General features: G+C 66.4%; 26 protein-coding genes. 14 read left to right on the top strand and 12 right to left on the bottom strand.

Going from position 1 to position 24,965, the window contains the following annotated elements:
- The first annotated feature begins 205 nt into the window (after positions 1-205).
- On the top strand, positions 206-445 hold the full coding sequence (locus tag ACFXHA_RS10535) for a hypothetical protein (RefSeq protein WP_379355196.1): 240 nt from the start codon (positions 206-208) through the stop codon (positions 443-445).
- Positions 446-670: 225 nt separating this feature from the next.
- On the opposite strand, the gene ACFXHA_RS10530 is transcribed toward ACFXHA_RS10535, so the two are convergent.
- Complete coding sequence (locus ACFXHA_RS10530) at positions 671-1,282, bottom strand: TetR/AcrR family transcriptional regulator (protein WP_379355194.1); 612 nt, start codon at positions 1,280-1,282, stop codon at positions 671-673.
- A 109-nt stretch (positions 1,283-1,391) separates the two neighbouring features.
- Here ACFXHA_RS10530 and ACFXHA_RS10525 point away from each other — a divergent pair, with 109 nt between their 5' ends.
- Genes ACFXHA_RS10525 through ACFXHA_RS10515 form a run of 3 tightly spaced genes read left to right on the top strand, consistent with a single transcriptional unit; the run spans position 1,392 to position 5,021 of the window.
- Complete coding sequence (locus ACFXHA_RS10525; protein ID WP_379355192.1) at positions 1,392-2,567, top strand: thiolase family protein; 1,176 nt, start codon at positions 1,392-1,394, stop codon at positions 2,565-2,567.
- A 10-nt stretch (positions 2,568-2,577) separates the two neighbouring features.
- Positions 2,578-4,245: a long-chain-fatty-acid--CoA ligase gene (locus ACFXHA_RS10520; protein WP_379355190.1), complete on the top strand. Its 1,668-nt coding sequence runs from the start codon at positions 2,578-2,580 to the stop codon at positions 4,243-4,245.
- Positions 4,242-5,021: an enoyl-CoA hydratase-related protein gene (locus ACFXHA_RS10515; RefSeq protein WP_379355188.1), complete on the top strand. Its 780-nt coding sequence runs from the start codon at positions 4,242-4,244 to the stop codon at positions 5,019-5,021. The genes ACFXHA_RS10520 and ACFXHA_RS10515 overlap by 4 nt, the downstream gene beginning before the upstream one ends.
- A 33-nt stretch (positions 5,022-5,054) precedes the next feature.
- On the opposite strand, the gene ACFXHA_RS10510 is transcribed toward ACFXHA_RS10515, so the two are convergent.
- From ACFXHA_RS10510 to ACFXHA_RS10500, 3 genes are all read right to left on the bottom strand, one after another.
- Complete coding sequence (locus ACFXHA_RS10510) at positions 5,055-5,654, bottom strand: TetR/AcrR family transcriptional regulator (protein ID WP_379355186.1); 600 nt, start codon at positions 5,652-5,654, stop codon at positions 5,055-5,057.
- Between the two features lie 37 nt (positions 5,655-5,691).
- Positions 5,692-7,473, bottom strand: coding sequence for an amidohydrolase family protein (locus ACFXHA_RS10505; protein WP_379355184.1), 1,782 nt, complete (start codon positions 7,471-7,473; stop codon positions 5,692-5,694).
- 172 nt (positions 7,474-7,645) lie between these two features.
- Positions 7,646-8,275, bottom strand: a complete 630-nt coding sequence (locus ACFXHA_RS10500) for a TetR/AcrR family transcriptional regulator (RefSeq protein WP_379355182.1) — start codon at positions 8,273-8,275, stop codon at positions 7,646-7,648.
- A gap of 97 nt (positions 8,276-8,372) precedes the next feature.
- Between ACFXHA_RS10500 and ACFXHA_RS10495 the strand changes: the two genes are divergently transcribed.
- The 4 genes from ACFXHA_RS10495 (at position 8,373) to ACFXHA_RS10480 (ending at position 12,970) form a co-directional block, all read left to right on the top strand.
- On the top strand, positions 8,373-9,749 hold the full coding sequence (locus ACFXHA_RS10495; RefSeq protein WP_379355180.1) for a cytochrome P450: 1,377 nt from the start codon (positions 8,373-8,375) through the stop codon (positions 9,747-9,749).
- A 19-nt stretch (positions 9,750-9,768) separates the two neighbouring features.
- Entirely contained in the window at positions 9,769-10,563 is a 795-nt protein-coding gene (locus ACFXHA_RS10490) for a nuclear transport factor 2 family protein (protein ID WP_379355178.1), read from the top strand.
- 134 nt (positions 10,564-10,697) lie between these two features.
- Positions 10,698-11,852 carry a serine hydrolase domain-containing protein gene (locus ACFXHA_RS10485; protein ID WP_379355176.1) on the top strand — a complete coding sequence of 385 codons (1,155 nt, stop codon included), beginning with the start codon at positions 10,698-10,700 and terminating at the stop codon, positions 11,850-11,852.
- 92 nt (positions 11,853-11,944) lie between these two features.
- The gene (locus ACFXHA_RS10480; protein WP_379355174.1) at positions 11,945-12,970 is read left to right on the top strand and encodes a hypothetical protein; all 1,026 of its coding nucleotides are present in this window, start codon (positions 11,945-11,947) and stop codon (positions 12,968-12,970) included.
- 71 nt (positions 12,971-13,041) lie between these two features.
- Here the strand turns inward: ACFXHA_RS10480 and ACFXHA_RS10475 are convergent, their stop codons facing one another.
- From ACFXHA_RS10475 to ACFXHA_RS10465, 3 genes are all read right to left on the bottom strand, one after another.
- The gene (locus tag ACFXHA_RS10475; protein ID WP_379355172.1) at positions 13,042-13,890 is read right to left on the bottom strand and encodes a hypothetical protein; all 849 of its coding nucleotides are present in this window, start codon (positions 13,888-13,890) and stop codon (positions 13,042-13,044) included.
- Positions 13,891-14,102: 212 nt separating this feature from the next.
- Positions 14,103-14,882, bottom strand: coding sequence for an enoyl-CoA hydratase/isomerase family protein (locus ACFXHA_RS10470; RefSeq protein ID WP_379355170.1), 780 nt, complete (start codon positions 14,880-14,882; stop codon positions 14,103-14,105).
- A complete protein-coding gene (locus ACFXHA_RS10465) occupies positions 14,879-16,408 on the bottom strand; it encodes a class I adenylate-forming enzyme family protein (protein WP_379355168.1) in 1,530 nt (509 codons plus the stop codon). Before ACFXHA_RS10465 ends, ACFXHA_RS10470 begins: the two co-directional genes overlap by 4 nt.
- A 124-nt stretch (positions 16,409-16,532) precedes the next feature.
- Between ACFXHA_RS10465 and ACFXHA_RS10460 the strand changes: the two genes are divergently transcribed.
- The 5 genes from ACFXHA_RS10460 to ACFXHA_RS10440 all read left to right on the top strand — a co-directional run bounded on the left by ACFXHA_RS10460 (position 16,533) and on the right by ACFXHA_RS10440 (position 20,724).
- Positions 16,533-17,720 (top strand): lipid-transfer protein, encoded by a 1,188-nt coding sequence (locus ACFXHA_RS10460; protein ID WP_379355166.1) that lies wholly within the window; start codon positions 16,533-16,535, stop codon positions 17,718-17,720.
- 2 nt (positions 17,721-17,722) lie between these two features.
- Positions 17,723-18,181 (top strand): MaoC family dehydratase N-terminal domain-containing protein, encoded by a 459-nt coding sequence (locus tag ACFXHA_RS10455; RefSeq protein ID WP_379355164.1) that lies wholly within the window; start codon positions 17,723-17,725, stop codon positions 18,179-18,181.
- Entirely contained in the window at positions 18,178-18,588 is a 411-nt protein-coding gene (locus ACFXHA_RS10450; protein ID WP_379355162.1) for a MaoC/PaaZ C-terminal domain-containing protein, read from the top strand. The genes ACFXHA_RS10455 and ACFXHA_RS10450 overlap by 4 nt, the downstream gene beginning before the upstream one ends.
- 15 nt (positions 18,589-18,603) lie before the next feature.
- Positions 18,604-19,434, top strand: a complete 831-nt coding sequence (locus ACFXHA_RS10445) for an SDR family NAD(P)-dependent oxidoreductase (RefSeq protein ID WP_379355160.1) — start codon at positions 18,604-18,606, stop codon at positions 19,432-19,434.
- Positions 19,435-19,530: 96 nt separating this feature from the next.
- Positions 19,531-20,724 carry a TetR/AcrR family transcriptional regulator gene (locus ACFXHA_RS10440; RefSeq protein ID WP_379355158.1) on the top strand — a complete coding sequence of 398 codons (1,194 nt, stop codon included), beginning with the start codon at positions 19,531-19,533 and terminating at the stop codon, positions 20,722-20,724.
- Here the strand turns inward: ACFXHA_RS10440 and ACFXHA_RS10435 are convergent.
- Together ACFXHA_RS10435 and ACFXHA_RS10430 are read right to left on the bottom strand one after the other, a co-directional pair.
- A complete protein-coding gene (locus tag ACFXHA_RS10435) occupies positions 20,701-20,823 on the bottom strand; it encodes a hypothetical protein (protein WP_379355156.1) in 123 nt (40 codons plus the stop codon). The genes ACFXHA_RS10440 and ACFXHA_RS10435 overlap by 24 nt on opposite strands.
- A gap of 66 nt (positions 20,824-20,889) precedes the next feature.
- On the bottom strand, positions 20,890-21,480 hold the full coding sequence (locus ACFXHA_RS10430; protein ID WP_379355154.1) for a TetR/AcrR family transcriptional regulator: 591 nt from the start codon (positions 21,478-21,480) through the stop codon (positions 20,890-20,892).
- 61 nt (positions 21,481-21,541) lie between these two features.
- Between ACFXHA_RS10430 and ACFXHA_RS10425 the strand changes: the two genes are divergently transcribed.
- Entirely contained in the window at positions 21,542-22,066 is a 525-nt protein-coding gene (locus tag ACFXHA_RS10425; RefSeq protein WP_379355152.1) for an SRPBCC family protein, read from the top strand.
- Here ACFXHA_RS10425 and ACFXHA_RS10420 read toward each other — a convergent pair.
- The 3 genes from ACFXHA_RS10420 to ACFXHA_RS10410 form a co-directional block, all read right to left on the bottom strand.
- Complete coding sequence (locus tag ACFXHA_RS10420) at positions 22,051-22,479, bottom strand: hypothetical protein (protein WP_379355150.1); 429 nt, start codon at positions 22,477-22,479, stop codon at positions 22,051-22,053. The two genes, ACFXHA_RS10425 and ACFXHA_RS10420, sit on opposite strands and share 16 nt — an antisense overlap.
- 83 nt (positions 22,480-22,562) lie before the next feature.
- Positions 22,563-23,744, bottom strand: a complete 1,182-nt coding sequence (locus ACFXHA_RS10415; RefSeq protein ID WP_379355148.1) for an FAD-dependent monooxygenase — start codon at positions 23,742-23,744, stop codon at positions 22,563-22,565.
- Between the two features lie 149 nt (positions 23,745-23,893).
- Positions 23,894-24,925: a fused (3R)-hydroxyacyl-ACP dehydratase subunits HadA/HadB gene (locus ACFXHA_RS10410; RefSeq protein WP_379355146.1), complete on the bottom strand. Its 1,032-nt coding sequence runs from the start codon at positions 24,923-24,925 to the stop codon at positions 23,894-23,896.
- Between the last annotated feature and the right edge of the window lie 40 nt (positions 24,926-24,965).

Below are 24,965 nucleotides of genomic sequence, written 5' to 3'. Positions count from 1 at the left end.
GCGGCGTGTCGACCACCCCTTTCGACACGCCGGACCCCACCTCGAACCGGGGTCGCTTCACATCCGGTAGTCCTCGCCAGGCGGGTGTGTCACCCAACCGCAGCCCGTCCTGCCCCGCCTGGCGGGGCTGCCTTGCCGGTAGCGAACCGGCAATTCTGCCGGATGCCCGACAGCCCACGCGGGCTCCGAGCCTCGGATGGAGACCATGACGACCGCTGACCCGGCAGATGTTGGCGCTCTACAGGTATTGGCCGACATCCTCATGCGCTACGACAGCCTCGACGACTTCCTGCGACAACTGCACCGGGAACTCGACACGCCAACCCAGGAGTTACCGCGCGTCGACATTCCCGCGGCCGCCACGGGCGGGCCTCGCCACGCCCTGACAACACACTCGCGGCAGTTCCGAGAGGCGTTCGATGGCCGGATCGTCGGTGAGCCGTAGCGAATAGCCGGGCAGCAATCGGGTTTCGCCGACCATCGCGAAGCCGGATTCCAGTCGGCATGGGACCGTGGGGTTCTCGCGGCGGTGGGAGCGGATAGGCCCCGGCCCGACGAGACTCAGGTGATCGAGGCGGTCGCGCGGAATAGCCGCGGCCTGATGGCACGGTTTACCCATCGCCGAACTCACCGACCGTGACATGCGAGACCGTGTGCCGGCCAATTGATCTCATGCCGGGCGGGGGCTGGGGTCGCGGATCGTGACTGAGAGTTCCGGTTTCCCCTCCGGGGGTGTGCCGGGTTCGGTCAGTTGCTCCCACATCGCGTCCACCATGGGCTGCAGGAAAAGGTGTCCCACCTGCCGGACCATGAGGCCGATCACCTGTGCCGACTCCGGTCGGCTGGTCGAGGCGAGCCCCGCACCGCGAAGTCTGGCGATTTCGACGCGGGTCAATTCGGTGAGCCGGGTCAGTAGTCTGCCGCCGTTACCCTTCGGGTCGAGCAGGGCGCGGCGCAGATAGTTCACCACCGTCGGGTGGGTTTCGAGCATGGCCCGGACTGCCGCGTCGCGGGCGGCGGCGACGTCGCCGGGGGAGCCATCGTCGGGCACCTGCGCGATCGCCTGGGCGTGATAGTCGACGATCAGTCGTTCGACCGCGTCCCGCAGGCCGTCCTTGGTCTTGAAATGGTGCTGTACCAACCCGACCGCGACTCCGGCGGCCGCGGCGACGGTGCGCATGGACACCCGGTCCTCGCCCTGTTCGGCGTACAGGTCGAGTGCGGCATTGCGAATTCTTGCCTTGGTGGTCAGGTCGTTGATGCCGGCCCGGGGATCGGTCACGAATCGCCCTCCTCTCGGAGAGATCGTACAGCCCAGCCTATTTACTTTACATCTGTCGAAGGAGTAGTACAGATGTATAGCGGCTGGAATCTGCGGCAAGGAGTAGGGAATGACTGTTCGCGAAGCGGTGATCGTCGGTGCCGTACGGACTCCGGTCGGACGGCGCGGCGGGGTGCTGAGTCGATGGCACCCGGTCGATCTCCTCGGGCAGACGTTGCGGACCCTCGTCGATCGGGCGGGCATCGAGCCGAGCCTGATCGAGGACGTCATCACCGGATGTGTGCTCGCACAAGGGCAGCAGGCCGGAAACATCGGTCGCCACGCGGTGCTGGCCGCGGGCCTGCCCGAGTCGGTGCCCGCAGTGACCATCGATCGGCAGTGCGGCTCGGGACAGCAGGCAGTCAGCTTCGCGGCCCAGGCGGTGCTGGCGGGTTCACACGATCTGGTCATCGCGTGTGGCGTCGAATCGATGTCACAGGTGCCGATGCCGGACGCCATGATCCCGGGCGCGCCGCTCGGGCCGCAGTACAGTCCGCGCGAGCTGGCCCGATACGACGGCCGGTTGGTGGCGCAGGGTGCGTCGTCGGAACTGATGAACACGAAGTTCGCGCTCTCGCGAGAAGCGTTGGACGACTACAGCGCTCGCAGTCACGAGCGGGCGCTCGCGGCGACCCGCGCCGGGCGTTTCGCCGCGCAACTGGTCCCGCTCACCGTCGATCCGGACGACCCCTGGGGTCCGATGATCGAGGCCGACGAGGGCATTCGCGAGCATCTCGACCGGGCCAAGATGGCAGCGCTGACAACGGTTTTCGCCGCCGACGGCCGTACCACCGCGGCCAACTCCTCACAGCTGAGCGACGGCGCGGCCGCCCTGCTCATCGCCGACCGCGAGTTCGCCGTGCGGCACGGCCTGGTGCCACGGGCCCGATTCCGGGCCCTGTCGGTGGCGGGCGCCGATCCGGTCATCCAGTTCACCGCGATTCTCGATGCGACGCACAAGGCGCTGACGCGATCCGGTCTGTCCGTCGACGAGATCGATCTGTTCGAGGTCAACGAGGCTTTCGCCGGTGTGCCGCTGATGTTCCAGCAGGAATTCGGCGTGCCCGACGAGCGGCTCAATGTCAACGGCGGCTCGGTCGCGATCGGCCATCCGCTCGGCTCGACCGGCGCCCGCATGCTGACGGACCTGCTGCACGAACTCGAGCGCACCGGCACGAACATCGGCCTGCAGACCATCTGCGAGGCGACGGGCACCGCGAACTCCACCATCATCGAACGTATTTGAGGAATCTGCGATGACCTACGACATCGTCAAGGGCCTTCCGTCGACGCACGGCGACCACTACCAGCTCAACACCACGACCCTGATCCGGCACGCCGTCCGCACCCACCCCGGCCAGGAGATCGTCTTCCGCACCGCCGGCGGTGGCTGGGACCGCTACACCTACCTCGACGCGTACACCCGAGTGTGCAAGGCGGCCGATGTACTTCGCGGGCTCGGGGTCGGACCCGCCGACGTGGTCGGCATCCTGGACTGGAACAGCAGACGACACTTCGAACTGTACTGGGCGATCCCGGGCATCGCGGCGGCCATGTTGCAGATGAACCTGCGGCTGTCCGCGGAGGATCTCGCCTACGTCGTCGACCACAGCGAGGCGCGCTTCGTCCTGGTCGATGAGACGTTGCTGCCGGTCGCCGAAGCCCTTGCGGCCCAAGGCGTCGGCGTCGAAGGCTGGATCATCATGTCCGACCGGCCGATGTCGGAGATCACCACGACGCTGCGTGACGTCCACCATTTCGAGGACCTCATGGCCGCCGCCTCGGCCGATATGGACTGGCCGATGATCGACGAAACCTCCACCTACAGTGCCTGTTACACGACCGGGACGACCGGTCGGCCCAAGGGCGTCTACTACTCGCATCGCGGCATGTATCTGCACGCCATGGCACAGGCCGCGACGTTGAGCATGACCTCCGACGACGCGGTCATGCTCATCACCCCGATGTTCCACGGCCAGTCGTGGGGGCTGCCGCAGTCCGGTGTCTACAGCGCCGCCAAGATCGTGCTGCCCGGCCGGTACCTGGCCGAGGACACCTCGGTACTGGTCGAGGAGATGATCGCCGAGCAGGTCACCATCGCCAACGGCGCACCGGCGATCTTCGAGCCGATGCTCGCCTACATCGCCGGCCTCGACACCAAGCCGGATTTCCGCCGCACCAGACTGCTTTCGGGCGCGACCGAACCGCCGCTGTCGATGATGCGCGGTTTCCACGAGTTGACCGGCGCGGATATCGTGCACGGTTACGGTGCCACCGAGACGACGCCCGCGGTCACCTGGAACGGCCCGGTCAAACCGGGGTTGCGCGACACCATCACCGAGGACGAGAAGTGGGATCTCAAACGGTTCCAAGGACTTCCGGTGGTCGGGGTCGATATTCGGATCGTGGACGGCGAGGGCAACGACCTGCCGCACGACGGTGTCGCGCAGGGGGAGATCCTGGTGCGCGGGCCCTGGATCATCGAGGGCTATCACAAGCTGCCCGACGACGGCGATCGCTTCCACGAAGGCTATTGGCGCAGTGGCGATGTGGGCCGGATCGACGAGCACGGGTACCTCAAGCTGACCGATCGCATCAAGGACGTGATCAAGAGCGGCGGCGAGTGGATCTCCTCGATCGATATGGAGAATGCCATCGTCGGCCACCCGAAGGTGCGCGAGGCCGCGGTGATCGGTGTCCCACACCCGAAGTGGCAGGAACGGCCCGTGGCGCTGGTGGTCACCGTCGACGGTGAGGAACTGCCGATCGCCGAGATTCACGGCGTGCTCGCGAGTTCCTTTGCGAAATGGCAACTGCCGCAGACGATTCTGTTCGTAGACGAATTGCCGCGGACGAGTGTCGGGAAACTCGACAAGAAGACCATGCGGGCCCGGCACGCCGGGATCTACGGGGGTGGCCGATGAGCGCCGTTCTGAATGTACGCCGCCAGGGCGCTGTCGCCGTCCTCGAGATCAACCGTCCCGCCGCCCGTAACAGTCTCTCGCGTGAGCTGCTCGAGTTGATGGACACCGAACTACGGAAACTTCAGCACGACAATGAGATTCGTGCGGTGGTCATCACCGGAGCCGGTGGCGTCTTCTGTGCGGGCGCGGACATCACCGAATTCGACGCAATGCGCGAGATCGCGCTGCTCGGCGATCCCCGGGCACTCGACGCGTGCATGTGGCCCGTCCTGGCGAGCTTCCCCAAGCCCGTCATCGCGGCGGTCGAAGGGCTGGCGCTGGGCGGCGGCCTCGAACTCATGCTGACCTGCGACATAGCGATTGCCGGTGCGGCAGCGCGCTTCGGCGTCCCGGAGGTCAAACTCGGGGTGATCCCGGGCGCGGGCGGCACCCAGCGCCTCATCGAGGCCGCCGGCAAGTCCATGGCCATGACCATGCTGCTGTCCGGCGATTTCATCACCGCCGAAACCGCGCTCGCGGCCGGGCTGGTCTCGGAAGTGACTGCCGACGGACAAGCCCTCGAACACGCACTGGCGCTGGCAAATCGGATCTCCCGCAACTCACCCACAGCGGTCGCGCTCGCCAAGGACGCCGCGCTCGCCTCGTTCGAGACCTCGCTGAGCCACGGCCTGCAGCACGAGAAACGCAACTTCCACATCGCCCTCGCCTCGGACGACAGCCGCGAGGGGCAGGCCGCGTTCCTGGCCAAGCGAGCCCCCGAATTCACCGGACAGTAGAGCCTCATCGCTCGATCCCTCTGAGCGGCCGGTTCATTCCGGGGGCATGAGGGTGGTGATCATGGTGGTGAGGAGTTTGATGCGGCGTTCGGTGAGTTCGGTGTAGGGGCGCAGGTGGCGGAAGAGGTGTTCGGCGTCGAACATGTCGGTGATCATGAAGACGACGGTGGCGAAGTCGCTCGGGTCGAGGGTGGCGGGGGGATCGATGGTGACCAGGGCGAGTTGCAGGATTCGTACGCCGTAGCCGAAGACCGCGGTCTGCAGTCCTTTTCGGAGTTCTTCGTCGGTGCGGGCGGCGAGTTGGAGTTCGTAGATGACCGCGTTGGTGGAGTTTCCGGCGAGTTCGTATTGCAGGCGCAGCACCCGCTCCAGCGTGCGGTCGGCGGGAGCGAGTGCGGCGTAACGCTTTTCGAATTCCTCGAGTTGACGGCGGAAGGCTTCTTCGGCGGTGGCGACCATGAATTCGGTCGTGTTGGGGAAGTGCCGGAACAGGGCGCCGTAGGACATGCCCGCCCGCGCCGCGATCGTCTTGACCGAGGCGCGCGCGTAGCCCTTCTCCGCGATCGTCGCCAACGCCGCGTCGAAGAGCTTGGCGATGGTGGTTTCGCGACGTTCGCGCTGCGAGGGACTCATGGCCGACGATCCTATGCGCGGCGGCGCTGCGGCCGGGTCACGAGACCGGTGACCGGTCGGGGGCGGGCTTGCGGGCCGGCGCGCCCGCCCGCAGGAATTGCCCGGTGCCCCAGTCGTCGCCGAATCCGGTCGCGAACTCGCCGCGTCGGTAGACGGTCCGGCCGTTGATGACGGTTGCGGTGACGGTGTCGTCATTGCGGTTGACCATGCGATCGAGACCGAACTCGGGCATAGGGGATTCGTGCAAAGCGTGCACCGAGTGGTCGAGCTTGGCGGGGTCGATGACGACCAGGTCGGCGCGGTCGCCCAGACGCAGGTGCCCGGCGTCGAGGCCGTACCAGTCGGCGAGCTCACCGGTGAGGCGGTGGATCGCACGCTCGATGCTCATGATCGGAGTCCGGCGACCTTGCGAGGACCGGACGCGTTCCAGCAGGCGCAGGTGGTAGTTGTAGAAGGCCATATTGCGCAGATGCGCTCCGGCATCGCCGAATCCCATCTGCACACCGGGATTGGCGGCGAGCTTGTCCAGGTACTTGGGCCGGTGGTTGGCGACGGTGGTGCGCCACCGCAGCCGGGTCCCGTATTCGACGACCAGGTCGAGATAGGCGTCGACCGGATGCACGCCGCGTTCCACGCCGACCTGCCCGATGGTCTTGCCGACGACACCCGTGTCGGGGCAGGCGACGATGGTGGCGTCGAAGAAGTCCCGGTGCCAGATGCGCGGGCTGAACTTGTCGTCGTAGTCCTTGCGGAACCGACGCCGATATTCCTTGTCCTGCAACAGCTTGTCGCGTTCCACCTCGTCCTTGAGGTGCAGCGCCGCCGCGCCCGCGCCGAACTCCTCGAACACCACCAGGTCGATGCCGTCGGCGTGCACGGTGAACGGCACCGGCAGGTGCTGCCAGCGGAAGTCGGTGCGCGCGAAGCGATTCAGCAGCGGCGCGGCGTACATCATGAAGTACACGATGAACGGGTAGGCCTTGGAATCCGCGGCAGACAGCAGGGAGGTGCGCAGCGGTGCGCGCCCGAACAGGCCGGAGCTCGCGGCGAAGAACTTCGCGATATTGGGGCGGAAGTTGATGGTCGGCGCGCTCTGCAGAATCCGGTTCCGCTTGCGCAGCACCTTGTTCAGTGCGCGGAACTCGCGCCCGCGCGCATAGGTCGACGGGAGCGAGCGGGAACGGTAGATGGTGCCGTCGATCTTGTCCAAGGTGTTGGTCATCGACGACATGCCGAGGAAGCCGGCGTCGATGGCCTGCTCCAGCAGCGACTGCATGCGCGCGAGTTCGGCGTCGGTGGGCCGGGTTTCGCGGGTGACGGCCCGCCCCAGGCCGAGCACGTGGGTGCGCAGATCCGAATGTCCCAGGAACGCCGCCACATTGGGACCCAGCGGTAGCGCGTCCAGGGCCGCCGCATACTCGGCGGGCGTCTGCCACGCGCGGTGCCCGTCGAGCACGCCGAGGACCGCGTCGCGGGGGACGGCCTCGACGCGGCTGAAGATGTCGGCGCAATCCTCGTTGGAGGCCAGGACCGTCGAGAGCGAGCAGTTGCCGACGAAAACGGTTGTCACGCCGTGCCGCACCGACTCCGACAGCTCGGGGCGGGCGAGCACCTCGGCGTCGTAGTGGGTGTGCACGTCGACGAATCCCGGTGCGACCCACTGGCCGTCGGCGTCGATGACCTCGGTGCCCGGCTCAGCCGTCAGCGGTTCGGCGCTGATCGCGGTGACGATGCCGTCCCGGACGCCGATATCGCGGCGCTGCGGGGCGGTGCCGGTCCCGTCGAACCAGAGTCCGTTTCGCACGATCATGTCGAACATCGCAGTGCCTTCCTGGCAGGTCTCGCGTTCCGGAAGGTAATTGTGATCGATAGGTATCTATCTTGTCGAGTATTCGGATTCGCCAACGGCTGGAACTGCAGATTTCGGTGCGGTGATCGGTTCCTTCGGGCGGTGAGACCGGTGCCAAGCGATCACTATCCTGGGGTGGCGGTCAGGGGTTCGCCGGTCCGGGCAGGCCGTGCTCGATGAGGGGGACGAAGACGTTGTTGGCGAACCAGCGGGCTTCGGTTTCCGTCCGGACGGGAAGGACGTCCGAGGGGGAGATGATCAGCGACACCGTGATGCGCAGGATCAATTCGGTGATGCGTTGGGCCTCGTCCCAGTTCATCGCGTAGGCGAGTTGCCCGGCCACGAGGTCACGGAGTTGGGTGAACCAGCCGTCGGTCGCGGGATCCAGCATGGCCGTGAGCGTTTCCGGTTCGAACCGGATCGCGGCCTGCGCCACCGGATTCCGATGGAAGGCGACGATGCCGGCGGTGAAGGCCTCGATGGTGCGCTCGGTGGGGGAGTCGAAGGCGGTGAAACGCTCGGCATTGTCGGTGAAGAAGGCCGTCACCTCGCGGGCGATCACGCCGCGGACGATGCGGTCCTTGTCGCCGAGTCGCCGGTTCACCGTCCGGCGGGTGACACCGGCTCGCCGCGCGATGTCGTCGATCGTGGTGCGCCGGAAGCCGTGCGTGATGAACACGGCGCGGGCGGAGTCGAGTAGCCGCCGGTCCTCATCGGAAAGTCGCAGCGCGACACCGAACATGTCGCTCAGATCGAAGGTTGCCGACTCCACGATCCGCACCTTACCTCCTGGTCCCCGTACTACCCTTGACCCTCGAGTCTTGGTGTCCTACATTCAGGAAAGTAGGACACACGATGAGGAGTCCGAGATGGGCAACGTCGCTCAGGACATCGATCCCACGTCAATCGCATCAACCCTCGCAAGCCGTCCACCCGGCCCGAGCCTCGCAACGCTGGGGGCGATCGCAGCGCGATCCGTGCAGCGCCCCTACGGGCTGTTGCCTGTGATCGCGGCACGATGCGGCGACGTCGTCGATATCCCGGTTCCCTTGCGGGGCTGGACGATGACGCTGGTCAGTCACCCCGATCATGTCGACCACATCATGACCAGGCATCACCAGCGTTACGCCAAACACATTGCGACACAACAGCTTGTGCTCGGCGAGCCGCCCGCCCTGCCGCTACTCGAAGGCGACGAGTGGAAGCGGACCCGTCGGCCCTTGAATCCATATTTCGGGGAGAAGGCACTCGCCGGCATCAGCCCGGCGATGATCGCGGCCATCACCGAACGCGTCGAACTGTGGGGACTGCGTGCGGGGCAACCGCTGGATCTCGAGCATGAACTCGGCGCCGTCGTCATGGACGGGCTCATGCGCTCCATGTTCAGCGCGGTGCTCACCACCGAGGAACTGGACGCCTATGTCGAGGGCGTCGGCGACTTCGGGCGCTACGTCGTCGCCCGGGCGGTGACCTACGGGGTGCCGGGGCGGGTGCCCCGGCCGTTCCAGACGAAAGGTGAACGCGCCAAAGCGCAATTGCTGGCCGCCCTCGACAGTCAGATCGCCCGGCGTTATGCCGAAGGGCCGCGCACTCCCGTCGACATCATGGATGTGCTGCTCGGCATGGAATTTCCGGGCACCCCCGAGGAGCGATACCGGCGACTGCGCTCGGAGCTGTCCGGGCTGGTCTTCGCCGGCTTCGAAACCACCGCCGAGGCGCTGGCCTGGACCTTGGCGCTGCTGGCGCGCAATCCCATTGCGCTGGTTCGGGCTTACGAGGAAGTGGACGGCCTCGGCGGTGGCTCGTTGGAGTACGGCCACGTGTCTCGATTGCCTTGGCTACGAGCATGTTTCGACGAGGCGCAGCGAATTCAGGCCGCTCCGGCCAATATTCGTACCGCCCTCGAGGACGACGAGATCGGCGGGTATTTCATCCCCGCGGGCTCGCACGTCGTCATCTCTCCCTATGGCCTGCACCATGATCCACGATTCTGGACGCGGCCGGAGATCTACCGGCCCGAGCGGTTTCTCGCCGACGACATCGACCGCAACGCCTTCATTCCGTTCAACACCGGGCCGCGCAAATGCATGGGATCGCGCATGGCCTATCTCGAGGGCGTGATCACGCTGGCGGCGATCCTGCAGCGCTACACGATTCACGTCCGTGACGGGTGGCAACCGAGACACCGGATCCGCGTCTCCACCGGCTTGGCGGGCGGCCTGCCCGCCCGCATCCGACACCGCTGACACCCGAAAGGCGAATCCCTTGAAGACACTCCATCACCTCGGTCCGTCTCCCGAACACGCGCAGTATGCGGCGCTCATGCCGGAGTTCTGGCAGAAGACCCAGCGGCAGGAGGACGAAGCCGTCCGAATTGGCCTGCCTGCCAAAGGCATCCACGACTTCGGCCGCCGCTGGTTCGACGCCTGGGCCACTCAGAGCGTGGACAAACTCCGCGACTGCATGGACCCGGCGTGCGGGTTCATCGACAGCTCCACCTTCCAGAACCAGCGCGTCGACCGCGAGGAAACCCTCGCCAACTGTGCCTCCTGCTTCGCCGCCTTCCCCGACATGGCCTTCTATGCCCAGGACGGCACCAACCGCTCCCTGCCCTACTCCGACTACTTCGAAGACCAGTGGCGCATCGTGATCCCCTGGCGTGGCATCGCCCGCTTCACCGGACCGATGAAACTGCCCGGCACCGATATCGTCCTCCCGCCGACGGGCCGCTGCCTCAACTTCATCGGCGTCGACCGCTACACCCTCACCCCGGATTTCAAGATCACCCACATCGACACAGACTGGGACCTGGTCTTCATGGCCCTGCAATTGTCTCCGCTCGCACCGAGCAGCGTGTCCGCTCGCACCATGAAGCTGGCAGCTCACGCCGCGCGAATGCTGGTGCCGCCCCTGCGATTGCTGACCCGGGGTGCGAGCCTCGACGGTCACCGCCGCTTCGACCCGCCGCTACCCGCCATCGTCTCGCCCGAGCAGTGGCGATCCGAGGCCGAGCTGGTTGAGCGGGAGCTGAAGTCGGCTCGGGAGTCGGCGTCCGCATAAGGCCGCGATCAGCCTGCTCGAGCGCAGTCTGATACTCGGGTACCGGATCGCGGCCGACCAGCTGGCTCTCAGGGGTGAGGTGCGTCTGGACGGAGCTTCCTAGCATGGGTCCTGTCGATCTGTTGGAGGACCAAATGCGCAGGTATGCCTACGTTTTCGGCGCTATCTGCGCTACGGCCGCACTTACCCTGTCCGCGTGCGGGGCCGCGAACACCTTCCATACCGCGGTCTCGCCGAGCTATCCCGACGTACGAACCATTCTGCAGCGGTTGACAACAGTCGACGGCGCACCGGGGGTGCTGTTGGAGGTGCACGATGTGCGCGGCCGGACCGTGCTGAGCAGCGGTGTCGCCAACCTAGAGACCCGTGCGGCGATGGCCGAGGACAGCCGGTTTCGCATCGGCAGCATGAGCAAGATGTTCGTGGCCACCGTGGTCCTGCAACTCGTGAGTGAGCACCGAGTGGAACTCGACGCGCCGATCGAGCAATACCTGCCCGGAATGATCCAGGGAAACGGTTACGACGGGCACGCCATCACAGTGCGGCAGCTGCTCCAGCACACCAGCGGGCTGCCCGACTACCTCGACGACCTGTCCCTGGATCAAGTCCTGAAAGATCCTCTCGCACACCATGATCCCTTGGATCTGGTCCACCTCGCGCTGGCTCACCCGCCGACGTTCCCGCCGGGAACCGGCTGGGCATACTCCAACACGAACTACCTGCTGGCCGCCATCCTCATCGAGAAGCTCACCGGCCGGCCGTACGGCGAGGAGATCACCCAGCGCATCATTGCGCCCCTCGGTCTCCCCGACACCTCCGTCCCCGGCGACGACTCGACCATCCCGGGCGACCACCCACAGGGCTACATAAAACAGGGCACCGCCGCCACCGACCTGACCACCTTCAACCCGTCGATCGCCGGCGCCTCCGGCTCGATGATCTCCAGCGCAGCCGACCTGAACAAACTCCTCGACTCCCTAATCACCGGCGGCCTCCTACACTCGCCCGAACTCCAGGAAATGATGAAAACTCACCCAACCGCAGACTCCTCCCAAGACGCCTACGGCCTAGGTCTCCAGAGCACCCCCCTACCCTGCGGCGGCCTCTACTGGGGACACGACGGCGGCATCCAAGGCTTCCAAACCCTGGGCGCCACCACCACCGACGGCCGCCGCGCAACAATCATGGCCAACCTCTACCCCGGCGAAACCCAAACCCAAGACACAGACATCCGCGCCGCCCTCGCCGCAGCCCTATGCGCCAGCACCCCTTCGAAAGCCAATCCCTGAACACCGCGGACCGCCGAGCACATCGGGATCGCGACACAATCCAACTCGATCGCTCCGAGCCGTTCGGAGTTCGGCCCATTACGGTTCCGACTATGAGCAGGGCAGATTACGAGCGGCGCATGGCCCAGCGCCGTGAAGAGGTTCAGCGACTTTCGCCCGCAGCGTTGCGGGAGCATCGACGGCTGGCGCCACCTGTCGAGGCGGCGGTGCTGGTCACCGTCGGTGTCGCAGCGTCGGGTGCGCTGACCGCACTCTGGTCCACACCCGCCGGCCGCGAGGCGATGCGCGCACGAACTGTCGGTCAGGGCGGCGCGATCTTCCCCGACGCGCGCACTACCGGCGGCGCCACCGTCTACGTCACAACACAGACTTCGGAATCGACAGTGGTGACCGCACTGGAGGATCCGGGCATCGCCCACCCGATAGTGCAGGCCCTTTCCGATGGCGGCCTGCTGCTGGCGGGTGCGCGGTGTCGGTGGAATGCGGACACCGGGGCCCAACACAACGCGGTCGTCTACGACGCTGAGGGCTCGGTCGTGCGCACAGGGACCCTCGGCGATGGCATCAACCGAATCGTGGTGACTCCCACTGATCGGATCTGGGTCGGCTATTTCGACGAAGGCGTAATCGGCAACTACGGCTGGGGTCGCAATGGCACGCCAGAACCGATCGGCGCATCGGGACTCCTCGCGTTCGATCTCCAGTTACAACCCGAATGGCGGTACCGCTCTCCGGAAAACATCGGCCCGATCACCGACTGTTATGCGCTCAACGCAGTCGACGAGACCGTGTGGGCTAGCTATTACACAGATTTCCCGATCGTGTCCGTCGCCGACGGTCAGGTAACGGCGTGGAACAACCAGATCACCGGCGCCGCACATCTTCTCGTCGCCCCCGACCACACCATGGCACTGGTCGGCGGCTCCCCTGGCCAGGGAAACCGAATCAGCGCAGGCCGACTCGGTCCGTCCTCCTTCGACGTCACCAACCAGTACCGGCTGACGATGCCCGACGGTTCCGAACCACCGCGCGAAACGCACCTCATCGGCCGCGGCCAGAGCCTCCACGCCATCGTGAACGACAGGTGGTACCGACTAGACCTCGACACCCTCATCTGAAATCGGTCACAAATCGATGGCTTCTCAGGGCATCCGGACCCAAGGAGCGGCGCCATTCGACGGACTCGCTATTACGTTTCGTGCTGTGGGCGTGTATTGAGGTTGAAGAGCTGCTCGGCGGAGTCCACGACCAGGGCCAGGTCCAACCAGTGGGCCAGCTCATCCAGATTCGAGCAGTCGGTGACACGCGCACGGGCGGCCTCGCCGATCGCGAGCCCGCGGCGTTCGAGAATTCGCAGGACCGATCCGGCCAGCGCTGCGCGGGCTTCCTCACGGCCTTCAGCTATGCCCTCAGCTCGGCCTATGGCCTGGTGTTCGTGCGCGAAGTCGCTCTCCCAGTGGTAGTTCTCGATCGCCATTGCCACGAGCTCCTCCCACTCCTTCCGGTACCGGGCGGGTACACATTTGCTGATGTAGTCATGGTAGTGGACACGCAAGTCGGGCTCGAGGTGTTGCATCGCCTCCAGCGCCATGGCGAGAACATTGCGGCGCTCGGCATCGTCCAGGTGTCCGGGCGCGGACAGTAGAGCAAGTTCCGGCCATCGGTCGGCCTCGGCGACGGTGGTGATCGCGGGCAGCATGCCCGGCCAATAGGTACGCGGCCGGAATACAAAATCCGGGTGGCCTGTTTCGACGGGGACGGCGACCCTGCGGGCGGTCGATTCGTCGGGACAGAAGGCCAGCAGCACCACCGGGCAGCCGAGCCGTTGCCGGACATGGGTGACATAGGCGGGCCAACTCAGTGCTATGCGCTCGAGATCTGGAGCCCGGCAAGAGTTCTGGACTTCATGAATGATCGCGAACTCGGGTTGATCGGTGGTTGAGCCGACCAAAACGATATCCAGATGCAGCTCCCCCGGGGACAGTAGCGTGACCGTCTCGGGACCTGGCCGCCAGCACGGCAGTTCGGGAATCGCCAACCCGAGTACCGTCCGAGCGATTCGGGGCGCGATTTCTGGACGGTGGCGCAACAACTGCAATGGAATCTCGTGGCGGATGGACGGCACTCAGCGAACATAGCGATCCATTCGAACACGCGTTCTGTAATTGTGCTGACATGCCCGGGTTGTCCAAACCAAGGCGTGTCAAACATCAGGCGACAGAGAGTGTTTAGATCGTGTCCGCACCGGGGTCAGTGATCGGGGGTGTGGTAGGCGAACCAGGCGGCTGAATCGGACTCGAAGTGGGGGTGGTCGAAGAGGGCTGCTTGGGCGTTGGCTTCGATGTTGGTGATGACGTCGGCGAAAGTGGCGTGGGTGGCGCGGTCGAGGGTTGATTTGATTGATCGGATCGCGCGGAGGGGTGCGGCTGCGATGGTGTCGGCCAGGGTGATCGCGGCGCACAGTGGGTCTTCCGACCTGGTTGAGAACACGCCGATTCGATGTGCTTCCTCGGCGTCGATCAGGCGGCCGGTGGCCAGTAGTTCGATGGCTCGTTCTCGGCCGATCGTGCGTGGAAGTGATTGGGACAGGCCGTAGTCGGGGCCTAGGCCGAGGCGGATGAAGGTGGCGCCGAAGCGGGCTGTGGGGCCTGCGATTCTGATGTCGCAGCCCATGGCCAGGCCCCAGCCTGCGCCGATCGCGGGGCCGTTGACCGCGGCGATGGTCAGGTGCGGTAGGCGGTTGAGTTCGCGCATCGGGCGGGTGACGTAGTGCATCATGTCGAGTTTCGATGGCCAGTTGGGCAATCCTGCGGCGAGCGCTTGGAGGTCTGCGCCCGAGCAGAAGCCTCGCCCGGCTCCTGTGATCACGAGGACCGAGGTCTGGTCGTCGTTGGTGAGGTCGGCCAGTGTGGTCGCGAGTTGTCCGGCCATCTCGAAGTCGATGGCATTGAGCACAGTTGGGCGATTCAAAGTGAGGATTGTGACGCCGCCGGGACGCCGGTCCAGGGTGACGGCATTGCTTGCGTTCATGAGGCGTCCGAGAATTGTTCCCGCAGTGCGCGTTTGAGGACTTTTCCGGAGGGATTGCGGGGAATCCGGTCGGTGATCACCAGGTCGTGCGGCAACTTGTAATGGGCGATGTGTGCGCCGCAGAAGTCGCGCAGGGCGTCCAGGGTCAGGGCCGCGCCGTCTTTCAGCACGGCCACGGCGACGATGCTCTCGCCGTATTCGGCATGCGCGCGGGCGATGATCGCGACGTCAACGATGGACGGGTGGGCGGCGAGGGCGTTCTCGACCTCGACCGAGTAGACGTTGCGGCCGCCGGTGATGATCATGTCCTTGAGCCGGTCGACCAATGTCAGGTAGCCGTCGGGGTCGAGGCGGGCCAGGTCGCCGGTGTGCAGCCAGCCGTCGCGAATGGTGTCGGCGGTGGCCTCGGGCTTGTTCCAGTAGCCCTTCATGACGGTTTCCCCGCGCAACAGCAGTTCGCCGACTTCACCCTGCTTCACCTGGTTGCCGTCCGCATCGACGACTCGGCATTCCATCATCGGCAACGCCTGACGGCCGCTGGCGTCGGGGCGTTCGCGCACCTGAGCGTGATTGGCGAAGATGCCGCCGGGTCCGGCCTCGGTCTGACCGCACGCCTGGACGAACTCGACGTCCGGCAGCGTCGCGACCAACTGCTCCACCGCGGTGGCCGGCATGGGTGCGGCGCCGAAAAGGCCGGTGCGCCAGGCGGAAAGGTCGCGCTCCGCCAAACCCGGCACCCGGAGCAGGAACTGGTACATGGTGGGGACCCCGAAGAACAGGGTGATCCGCTCGCGCTCGAGCGCGTCGAGCACCGCGACCGGATCGAATCCGTCCTGCACGAAATGTGTTGCGCCCACCAGCGTGCCGGGAATGATCAGCATGCACAGCTCCGCGGCATGGTAGAGCGGCGCGACATGCAGGATCCGGTCACCGTCGCGCAGGCCGGCGCTCGCCATCATCCCCATCCCCACCCACAGTTGACGGTGGTGATCGAACAACGCGCCCTTGGGTGATCCGGTGGTGCCCGAGGTGTACAGGATCTGTGCGTCATCGGATTCGTCGACCGCGACATCGACCGGCGGACCGTCGTAGGCCGCGGCCATCGCGAACAGATCCGGAAATCCCTCGGTCTCGGAGATCGCGAAGGTGCGCAGCGTCTCGGGCAGGCCGTTGTCGACGGCCACACGGACGACGGGCGCGACCGCGGGATCGAAAACCAGTGCGGCCGCACCGGAGTCACGCATCAGGTAGTCGAGTTCGGGTGGTGCGGATCCCGGATTGACCGGAACGAAGATCGCGCCCAAGCGGTGCGCGGCATAGAAGACGATGACGAACCGGTCGGAGTTGGTCGCCATCAAGGCCAGGCGATCACCCTTCGAGATGCCCTGCGCGGCAAGCACGCCCGCGACCCGGTCGACCTCGGCATCGAGCTGCGCGTAGGTGCGGCGGCTACCGCCGAAGACCAGCGCCTCACGGTCCGGAACCCGCTTCGCCGTCGAGCGCAGTGTCTCACCGATTGTCGCCATGGATCCTCCAGAACCGCGTTATGTGAATGAGCGGTAGCGTAACAGCGATCACACTATTGTGTATATGACGCAGTTGATGTTCACTAAGTGAACGTCCAATAGTTTCGCCGATCAGGAAGTTGATATGAGCAGACGTGTCGTTGTCGCGGGTGTGGGGATGATTCCCTTCACCACGCCGAGCCGGACCGAGACCTACGACGTGATGGGGACGAAGGCGGCGCGGGCCGCACTGACCGACGCCGGAATCGGTTACGAGAAGATCCAGCAGGCCTACGCCGGGTACGTCTACGGCGACTCCACCTGCGGGCAGGCCGTCGTCTACGGCCTGGGGCAGACCGGTATTCCGGTCATCAACGTGAACAACAACTGTTCGACGGGGTCCTCGGCGCTGTTCCTCGCGCGTCAGGCCGTGGAATCCGGTGCGGTGGATGTCGCCCTCGCGGTCGGGTTCGAGCAGATGCAGCGCGGCGCGCTGGCAATGGGCTACACCGACCGGCCCACGCCGTTCGATCGGTTCAACGAGGTGATGGACCGGATTCAGGAGCGCGACGAATCACCGTTCGCCGCACAGATGTTCGGTGGCGCGGGACGGCAGTACGCGGAGAGGTACGGGACCTCGCCGGAGACCTTCGCCAAGATCTCGGTCAAGTCCCGCAGGCATGCGGCCAACAATCCGTACGCCGTGTTCCGCGACCCGGTCACAGTCGAGGAAGTCCTTGCCTCGCCGCACATCTACGGCCCGCTGACCCGGCTGCAGTGCTGCCCGCCGACCTGCGGCGCGGCGGCCGCGGTCCTGGTGAGCGAGGAGTTCGCCAAGGCCAATGGCATCGACGCCACCGTCGTGATCAAGGCGCAGGCCATGGCCACCGACTTCGCGTCGACCTTCACCGAGCAGGACATGACCAAGATCGTCGGCTACGACATGTCCAAGGCTGCCGCACAGCAGGTGTACGAGGCATCCGGGGTGTCTCCCAACGACATTCGCGTGGTCGAGCTGCACGACTGTTTCACCGCCAACGAACTGCTCACCTACGAGGCCATCGGGCTCACCCCCGAGGGCACGGCCGAGAAGTTCATCAACGACGGCGACAACACCTACGGCGGACGGGTTGTCACCAATCCATCCGGCGGCCTGCTGTCCAAGGGGCATCCACTCGGTGCGACCGGGCTGGCGCAATGCGCGGAACTGGTGTGGCAGTTGCGCGGTCAGGCCCAGGCACGCCAGGTCGACGGCGAGCCGACAGTGGCGTTGCAGCACAATATCGGGCTCGGCGGCGCGGCCGTCGTCACCCTCTACGAGAAGGTGAGCTGAGCATGGCCGTGGATCCGGGCATCATCGGGAAAGAGTTCCCCCCAATGCATTTGACCGTCGAAGCCGGTCGTCTGCGCTTCTTCGCACAGGCCATCGGCGAGACCGATCCGGTCTATACGGACGTCGAAGCCGCCAAAGCCGCCGGATACGCCGACCTGCCCGTGCCGCCGACGTTCCTGTTCGCCATCGAACTCGACAGCCCGGACGCGTTCGGATTCCTCGCCGAGGCCGGTGTGGACCTGCGTTTCATCCTGCACGGCGAGCAGTCGTTCGCCTACCACTCGATCGCGTACCCCGGTGACGTGCTCACCGCCTCCCCGCGCATCACCGACGTGTACAGCAAGAAGGGTGGCGCGCTCGAATTCATCGTGAAGGAGACCGCGATCACCCGCGCCGACGGCAGCGCCGTCGCCGACCTGAAATCCGTGATCGTCGTGCGCAACCTGGGAGCAGGCCAATGAGCACCCTCGAAGCCGTGGAAGTCGGAACCGAACTGCCGCCCTTGCGGATTCGGCCGATCTCACGCACCACCCTGGCCCTGTTCGCCGGTGCGTCGGGCGACCACAACCCGATGCACATCGATATCGATGTGGCCCGTTCCGCCGGGCTCGACGATGTCTTCGCCCACGGCATGCTGTCGATGGCCTACCTCGGGCGGCTGCTCACCGACTGGGTTCCACAGCAACAGCTTCGGTCCTATCGGGTGCGGTTCGCCGCGATCACCCCGGTCCTCGGGCAGCCCACCGCCACCGGCAAGGTCGTCGCCGTCGACGAGGTGGACGGCGAACGCCGCGCCACCCTCGAACTCGTCGTCGCCCTCGCGGACGGCACCGTCACACTCACCGGCGACGCCGTCGTCGCACTCTGAAAGGTATTGCACACCATGGGAACTCTTGATGGCAAGGTCGCCATTGTCTCCGGCTCGGGTCGCGGCATCGGCCGTGAGATCGCGCTGAAACTCGCCTCCGAGGGCGCATCGGTGGTTGTCAACGACCTCGATGCCGGACCGGCCAAGGAAACCGTCGCCGCCATCGAGGCCGCGGGCGGCAAGGCCGTGGAATGCGCGGGCAGCGTCACCGAGGAAGGCTTCGCCGAACGCTTCGTGCAGACCGCGGTCGACTCCTTCGGCGGCCTGGACATCATCATCAACAATGCGGGCTACACCTGGGATTCGGTGATCCAGAAGATGACCGACGAGCAGTGGGACGCCATCCTCGACGTGCACCTCAAGGCCCCGTTCCGGATTCTGCGCGCCGCCCAGCCGATCATCGCCGCGCAGGCGAAGCAGGCCAAGGCGGCGGGCGAGCCGATCCCGTGCCGCAAGGTCGTGAACATCTCCTCCATGGCGGGCACGGGAGGCAATGCGGGACAGGCGAATTACTCCGCCGCGAAGGCCGGCATCACCGGCCTGACCAAGACCATCGCCAAGGAATGGGGCCGCTACAACGTCACCGTCAACACGGTCGCGTTCGGCTTCATCAAGACCCGCCTCACCGAGGCCTCGGCCGGTGGCGACAGCACCATCGACATCGAAGGCAAGAAGCTCAAGGTCGGTGTGAACCCGAATCTCCTTGCCGCCATGGAGCAGATGATCCCGCTCGGCCGCGCGGGCACGCCGACAGAGGCCGCGGGCGCCGTCTACCTGTTCTGCACCCCCGATTCCAACTACGTCAGCGGGCAGACCCTCATCTGCGGCGGCGGCTTCACCATCTGAGGAAGCCTCCGAGCCCCGGCGTCGGGTTGCGGGCCATGCGGTAGACATGAGACCTGATCGCCGGTGCACCAGCGCGGCGAAGACTGGAGGAATGACGTGGCATCCGGGCCGGACCGGCAGGCGCTGATCAGTCCGGCTCGCGGCACCCGGCCCGCGAACCGGCGGGAGCTGATCGTGCGGGCGGCCACGGAGCTGTTCTACCGCAAGGGGTATGCCACCGTCGGCATGGGCGAGGTGGCCGAGGCGGTGGCGATCGGCCCGTCGGCGCTGTATCGGCACTTCCGGGGCAAGGAGGCGCTGCTGGCCAGCGTCGTCGGCGATGCGCTGCACTCCGTGGAGTCCGCCCTGGCCGCGGCGTCGCCCGCGGATGTGGGGGAGCGGCTGGCGGCGGTGGCGTTGGAACGCCGCACCATCGGAGTGCTGTGGCGGCGGGAGGCGCGGCATCTGTCCGCCGACCACCGCGCCGAACTGCGGACCGTCAGCGCTCGCATCATGGCGCGGCTCACCGAGTTGATCGGGCAGCGCCGGCCCGATCTGGGCGCGGCAGAGTGCGAGCTGCTGGCGCGATGCGCGCTCGCGGTCGGCATCAGCGTGTCGTTCCACAGTCTGTCGCTGCCCGAACCCGGATTCACGACGCTGCTCGGCGAACTCGTCTCGGAGACCGTCGACGCCCCCGCCGCCCTGGGCGATCAGCCGACCGGCGGCGCCGGCGGCGCGGGTCTCGTCCCGACCGGCTCCCGTCGTGAGACCATCCTCGTCGAAGCGTCGAAACTGTTCGCCCGCAATGGTTTCGCCGGCGTGAGCATGGACGACATCGGCGCGGCCGCGGGCATCGCCGGTCCCAGCGTCTACAACCACTTCCCGGCCAAGTCCGACATCCTGGTAGCCGCCATGCTCCGCGGCGACGAATGGCTGCGCATGGGCATGAACCGCGCGTTCACCCAGGCGAGCGACCCCAGCGACGCCCTGCGCAGACTGCTGAACAGCTACGGGGCCTTCGTCTTCGAGAACCCCGACCTGGTCCAGCTGCTGGTCTCCGAATCCGTGCAGCTCCCCGCAGCCGACCGGCATCGCACACGCTCCGCCCAGCACTCTTACATCGCAGAATGGATCCACCTGGCCGTCCAGGTCCACCCGGCCTGGGACCCGGTCACCGCCCGCATCAGAATCCAAGCGGCCCAAACCATTCTCAACGAAATCGCCCTGACCCCGCGCTCCCGCCTCACCCCCGCCGTCGAATCGGCCGCCGTCACCGCCGCCGCGACACTACTGGCGATCCCCGAACCCTGAGCGGTGCAGTGCGGTGACCAGTCGGTTGGCGAAACCCGCACCGCGCATGAGCCATTGGAATTGCCCGAGCGCCTGCTGGAACTGTTCATCGGTGAACATCGGCCACTCCATCGGGAAGCAAGTGCTTTCTGAACCTGATGCTTCCTGATATCGCACCGTGGTTGGTCAGGGAACGGTGGGATTCATTGCGGCGCGGACGATCTGGTCGACGGCCTGGGCGGCTTCGGGGAGGGAGGCGGCGGGGTTGCGGGCGCAGCGGCGGACGGCGGCGTAGGGGAGTTCGATGATCAGGAGGGCCAGGCGCTCGTGGTCGGTGCGGTCGTCGTAGCCGAGGCGTGCGGCCAGGTTTCGCATTGCTGCGTTCAGGTGGTCTTGGCGGTTCGCGGCGGCGGCGCGGGCTTCGTCGGTCCATTGGGCTGATCCGAAGGATTCGGGTCCTGCGAGCAGGACCGCGGCGTCGGTGGGGTGGTGCAGGGACCAGTCGGTGACGTGGTGGGCGGCTTGGATCGCCGCCTGTTGTGGGGGGTCGAGTGTCAATGCGGCGAGGAAGCCGGATTGGAAACGGTCGAGGGTGCGCAGCCACAGGGCCGCCAAGAGTGCGGATCTGTCCGGGAAGCGGTAGTAGACCGAGCCGCTCGGCGCGCGCACGGCCGCGGCTACCGCGCTCATGGTGACCGCCGCGGGGCCGTCGGTGGCGGCGAGGGTCGCGGCCGCGTCCAGGAGTGAGTCGGCGGTGTGAGCTGGCTTTCTTGACACGTTCTAGAGACTAGCCTCTAATTGCAATTAGAGAGTAATCGCTAAATGAAAGGTGCAGCTCATGGTGCGCAATGTCCACAGCCGGGTGATCGCCGCGGACGTCGAGGCGGTCGGGCGGCTACTCGACACCCTCGCGACCGACGACGATCGCCTGTGGCCGGTCGACCGCTGGCCCGCAATGCTTTTCGATATCCCGCTCGCCGCCGGTGCGGTCGGCGGCCACGGGCCGATTCGCTACACCTGCGTGAAATACGTTCCGGGACAAGAGGTGACGTTCCGGTTCCAGCGCCCACGCGGCTTCGACGGAACCCACGGATTCCTCGTCGAGGAACTGGACGCGACTCACACCCGCCTGACCCACGAAATCGTCATGCGCACACACGGCAGCGCCCGGCTCAGCTGGCCGCTCCTGTGGCGTCCGATGCACGATGCGGCGCTGGAAGATTCACTCGACCGCGCCGAAACCGCCCTGGTCCCGGGCACACCGCCGCGCAGCCACCACAGTGCCTACGTGCGGCTGCTCCGGAACTTCGCACACCGTTCCCAGGTTCGGGAGCAGCAGCGATCGCCTCAGCGGACGATGTAGGCCGGGTGTGGTCCGGTGGTGGCGAGGGTGGTCTGACCCTGGGAGAGGTTGACCGTCAGTTGGCCGCCGGAGCTGTTGGGCAGGACCCGGCCCGGGGCGACCAGATTGCCCGACCAATGCTGGAGGCTGCCATCGCAGTTAACCAGGACCGGACCGTCGAGCTGGATGGCGATCGGGCCGCCGATGCCACCCTCGAACATCTGGTCCAGCGAGCCGTCCACGACGGTGACGCCGGCGGTGCCGCCACCCTGGCAGGTGGCGGTGCCGTTGATGGTCAAGGTGGTCACCTGGTAGGCGAGTTGGGTTTCGACAGTGACCGATGCGGGGGTATCGGCCCCCGCGAGACCGGCGGCCACGACTGCGGATGCCGCCGCGGCGAGAATCGCAACGCGGGGAAGGTGAGGGTGGAACATGGTGCGCCTCGAATGGATCGATGATCGCGGATCTTGATCAACCCATCCTTCCACCGACGTTGCGACCCGGCGACAAATATCCGCTACGAGATCCGGGAGTCCGGCAGATCGGCGTAATCGGGGAGGTCGATGCCGTTGATGGCTCGATTGATCAGGTCGAGGTCCCATTCGGGTTCCGACGGCTCGACATCCGGGTCGGGGATGTCGCGGCTGTGGGCGTTCAGACGGCCGATTTCCTGATTGGCCTCCACGAAGGAGCGCATGCGCTTCTCGTAGGCGGTGAAGGCGGGTTCGGGATTCCAGTCGGCGGCGGCCAGTTCTCCGGCCAGCAGGTAGGCGCCGACCAGGGCCAGGCCGGTGCCTTGGCCGGACAGGGGCGAGGAGCTGAAGGCGGCGTCGCCGATGAGCGCGACCCGGCCGGTCGACCAGCGATCCATGATCACCTGGGCGACCTGGTCGAGATAGAAGTCGGGGGTGTCGTCGAGATGGGTGAGGATGAGGGAGGTCAGCCAGCCCATACCGGTCATGTGTTCGCGCAGCAGCTGTTTCTGGGCGTCGATGTCGCGGTGGTCGATGTCGAGTTCGGGTGCGGCGAAAGAGAACAGGGCCATGGCGCGGGTGGCGTCCTGGATGGGTCGCAGGCCCGCGGTGCGGCCCACTTCGTGGTAGTCGAGCAGCCAGCGGTCGAGGTCGAATTCGTTGGGCACGGTGTAGAAGGCGAGCGCGTGTCCGAGGTGGCGGACGAACTGCTCGTGCGGGCCGAAGACCATGGCGCGCAACGACGAGTGCAGGCCGTCCGCGCCGATCACCAGGTCGAAGCGGCGGCGGTCGCCGCCCTCGAAGACAACGTCGACGCCGTCCGCGTCCTGGGTGAGTTCGGCGATGCGGTCGCCGAAAAGGTACTCGACGCCGTCGCGGGTGTCCTCCCACAGCACCCGGGCGAAGTCGCCGCGCAGGATCTCGATCTCGGAGATGTACCCGTCGCCGCCGTCGTCCTCGGCGCGAAAGCTCTCCAGCACCGTGCCTTCCGCGTCGACGGTGTGCGCGCCCGCGGTGTCGGTGATGGCCGCGCGCACCGCCTCGTCCAGCCCCATGCGCCGGATGACCTCCCGGGCGACCCCGCGTGCGTCCACCGCCTGCCCGCCGGGACGCAGCCCGGGTGCCCGCTCCACCACGGTCACCTCGGCCCCGCGCCGGTGCAGCCAATGGGCCAGCGCGGGCCCCGCGATGCTCGCCCCCGCCACCAACACCCTGGTACCGCTCATTGCGCCTCCTGCTCACCCCGTCCGGATGCCTGTCCGGATCGTTCGATTCCGCTGGGACCCACCGCTATCGGTCGATCCAGAGGTAGCGACGACCCGGTCAGCGCAAATTCATCGGTGCGGCCGAAATCGGTGGTGAGCGCTGTGCCCGATCAGGCGAGGCGGACTTCCGCGGTGGCCAGTCCGAAGACCTTGCGCCCGGCCGACTTCGCGACGATGACGACGACCGCGGTCCGGGCCTCGGCGTCGATCGACTTGACGCGCCCGGTGAACTCGACGCTGCCGGCGGTGTCGGCCTCGATGATCGTGTAGTTCGACAGCCGGACCCCGTAGCGGATCATCGCGCCCGGGTCACCGAGCCATCCGGTGACGAATCCCGCGCCCAGGCCCATGGTGAGCATGCCGTGCGCGATCACGTCGGGAAGCCCTGCCAGCGTGGCGATCTCGTCGTGCCAGTGGATGGGGTTCGCGTCGCCGGAGACCCCGGCATAGTTCACCAGATCACCGCGGGTCAGCCGGACGGTCTTGGCGGGCAGTTCCGTGCCGACGGCGATATCCTCGAAGCGAAGGGCGGTGCGCGGCAGCCGGGTTCGTGAGATCGAGGACAGGCGCGCGTCGGCTTCCGGTTTCACGGCCGATAGCTCGTCGTCCGGCGAAATCACCGTGCGGGACGCGGAGTCGAGGCCGCTCATGATGACCCGTTCGAGCGTCTCGCCGATATCGGCGCCGACCTCCTCGCCGGTCACGCCGACGACGGTGGTGTGCATGACCTGCATGACGTCCCCGGCCTGATCGGTGAACGTATTGGTGATGGTGATCAGGTCCTTACCGGCGATGCGGCGCACCGAGGACAGTTCGACCTCGCTGTTCAACCGGTCGCCCGCGACCACCGGCTGGTACATCTCGAAAACCTGATCGGTCTGCACGACGATGTCGTAGCCGCTCAACAGCGTCTCGAGCAGCCTGCGGTTGGCCAGCATGGCGGTGGTGGAGATGAACGTGGTCGGCGCGATCAGACCCGCGTATCCGAGCTCCGCGGCCGCGTCCTCACTCCAGTGCGCCGGATGGAAGTCCTGCACCGCGCGCGCGTACTCGCGGATCTTCTCCCGCCCCACCTCGTAAAAGTCGTCCGTGCGATACCAATGCCCGACCAGCTGATCCACATCGAACGCCGCTTCCACCAAGCCACTCCTTCATCCGGGATTTCCTCGGCACCCGTAACCG

This window comes from Nocardia sp. NPDC059240 (assembly GCF_042753865.1).
Taxonomy (GTDB): Bacteria; Actinomycetota; Actinomycetes; order Mycobacteriales; family Mycobacteriaceae; genus Nocardia.
Note: the sequence above shows the minus strand (reverse complement) of the source record. Positions and strands in the feature narration are given on the sequence as shown.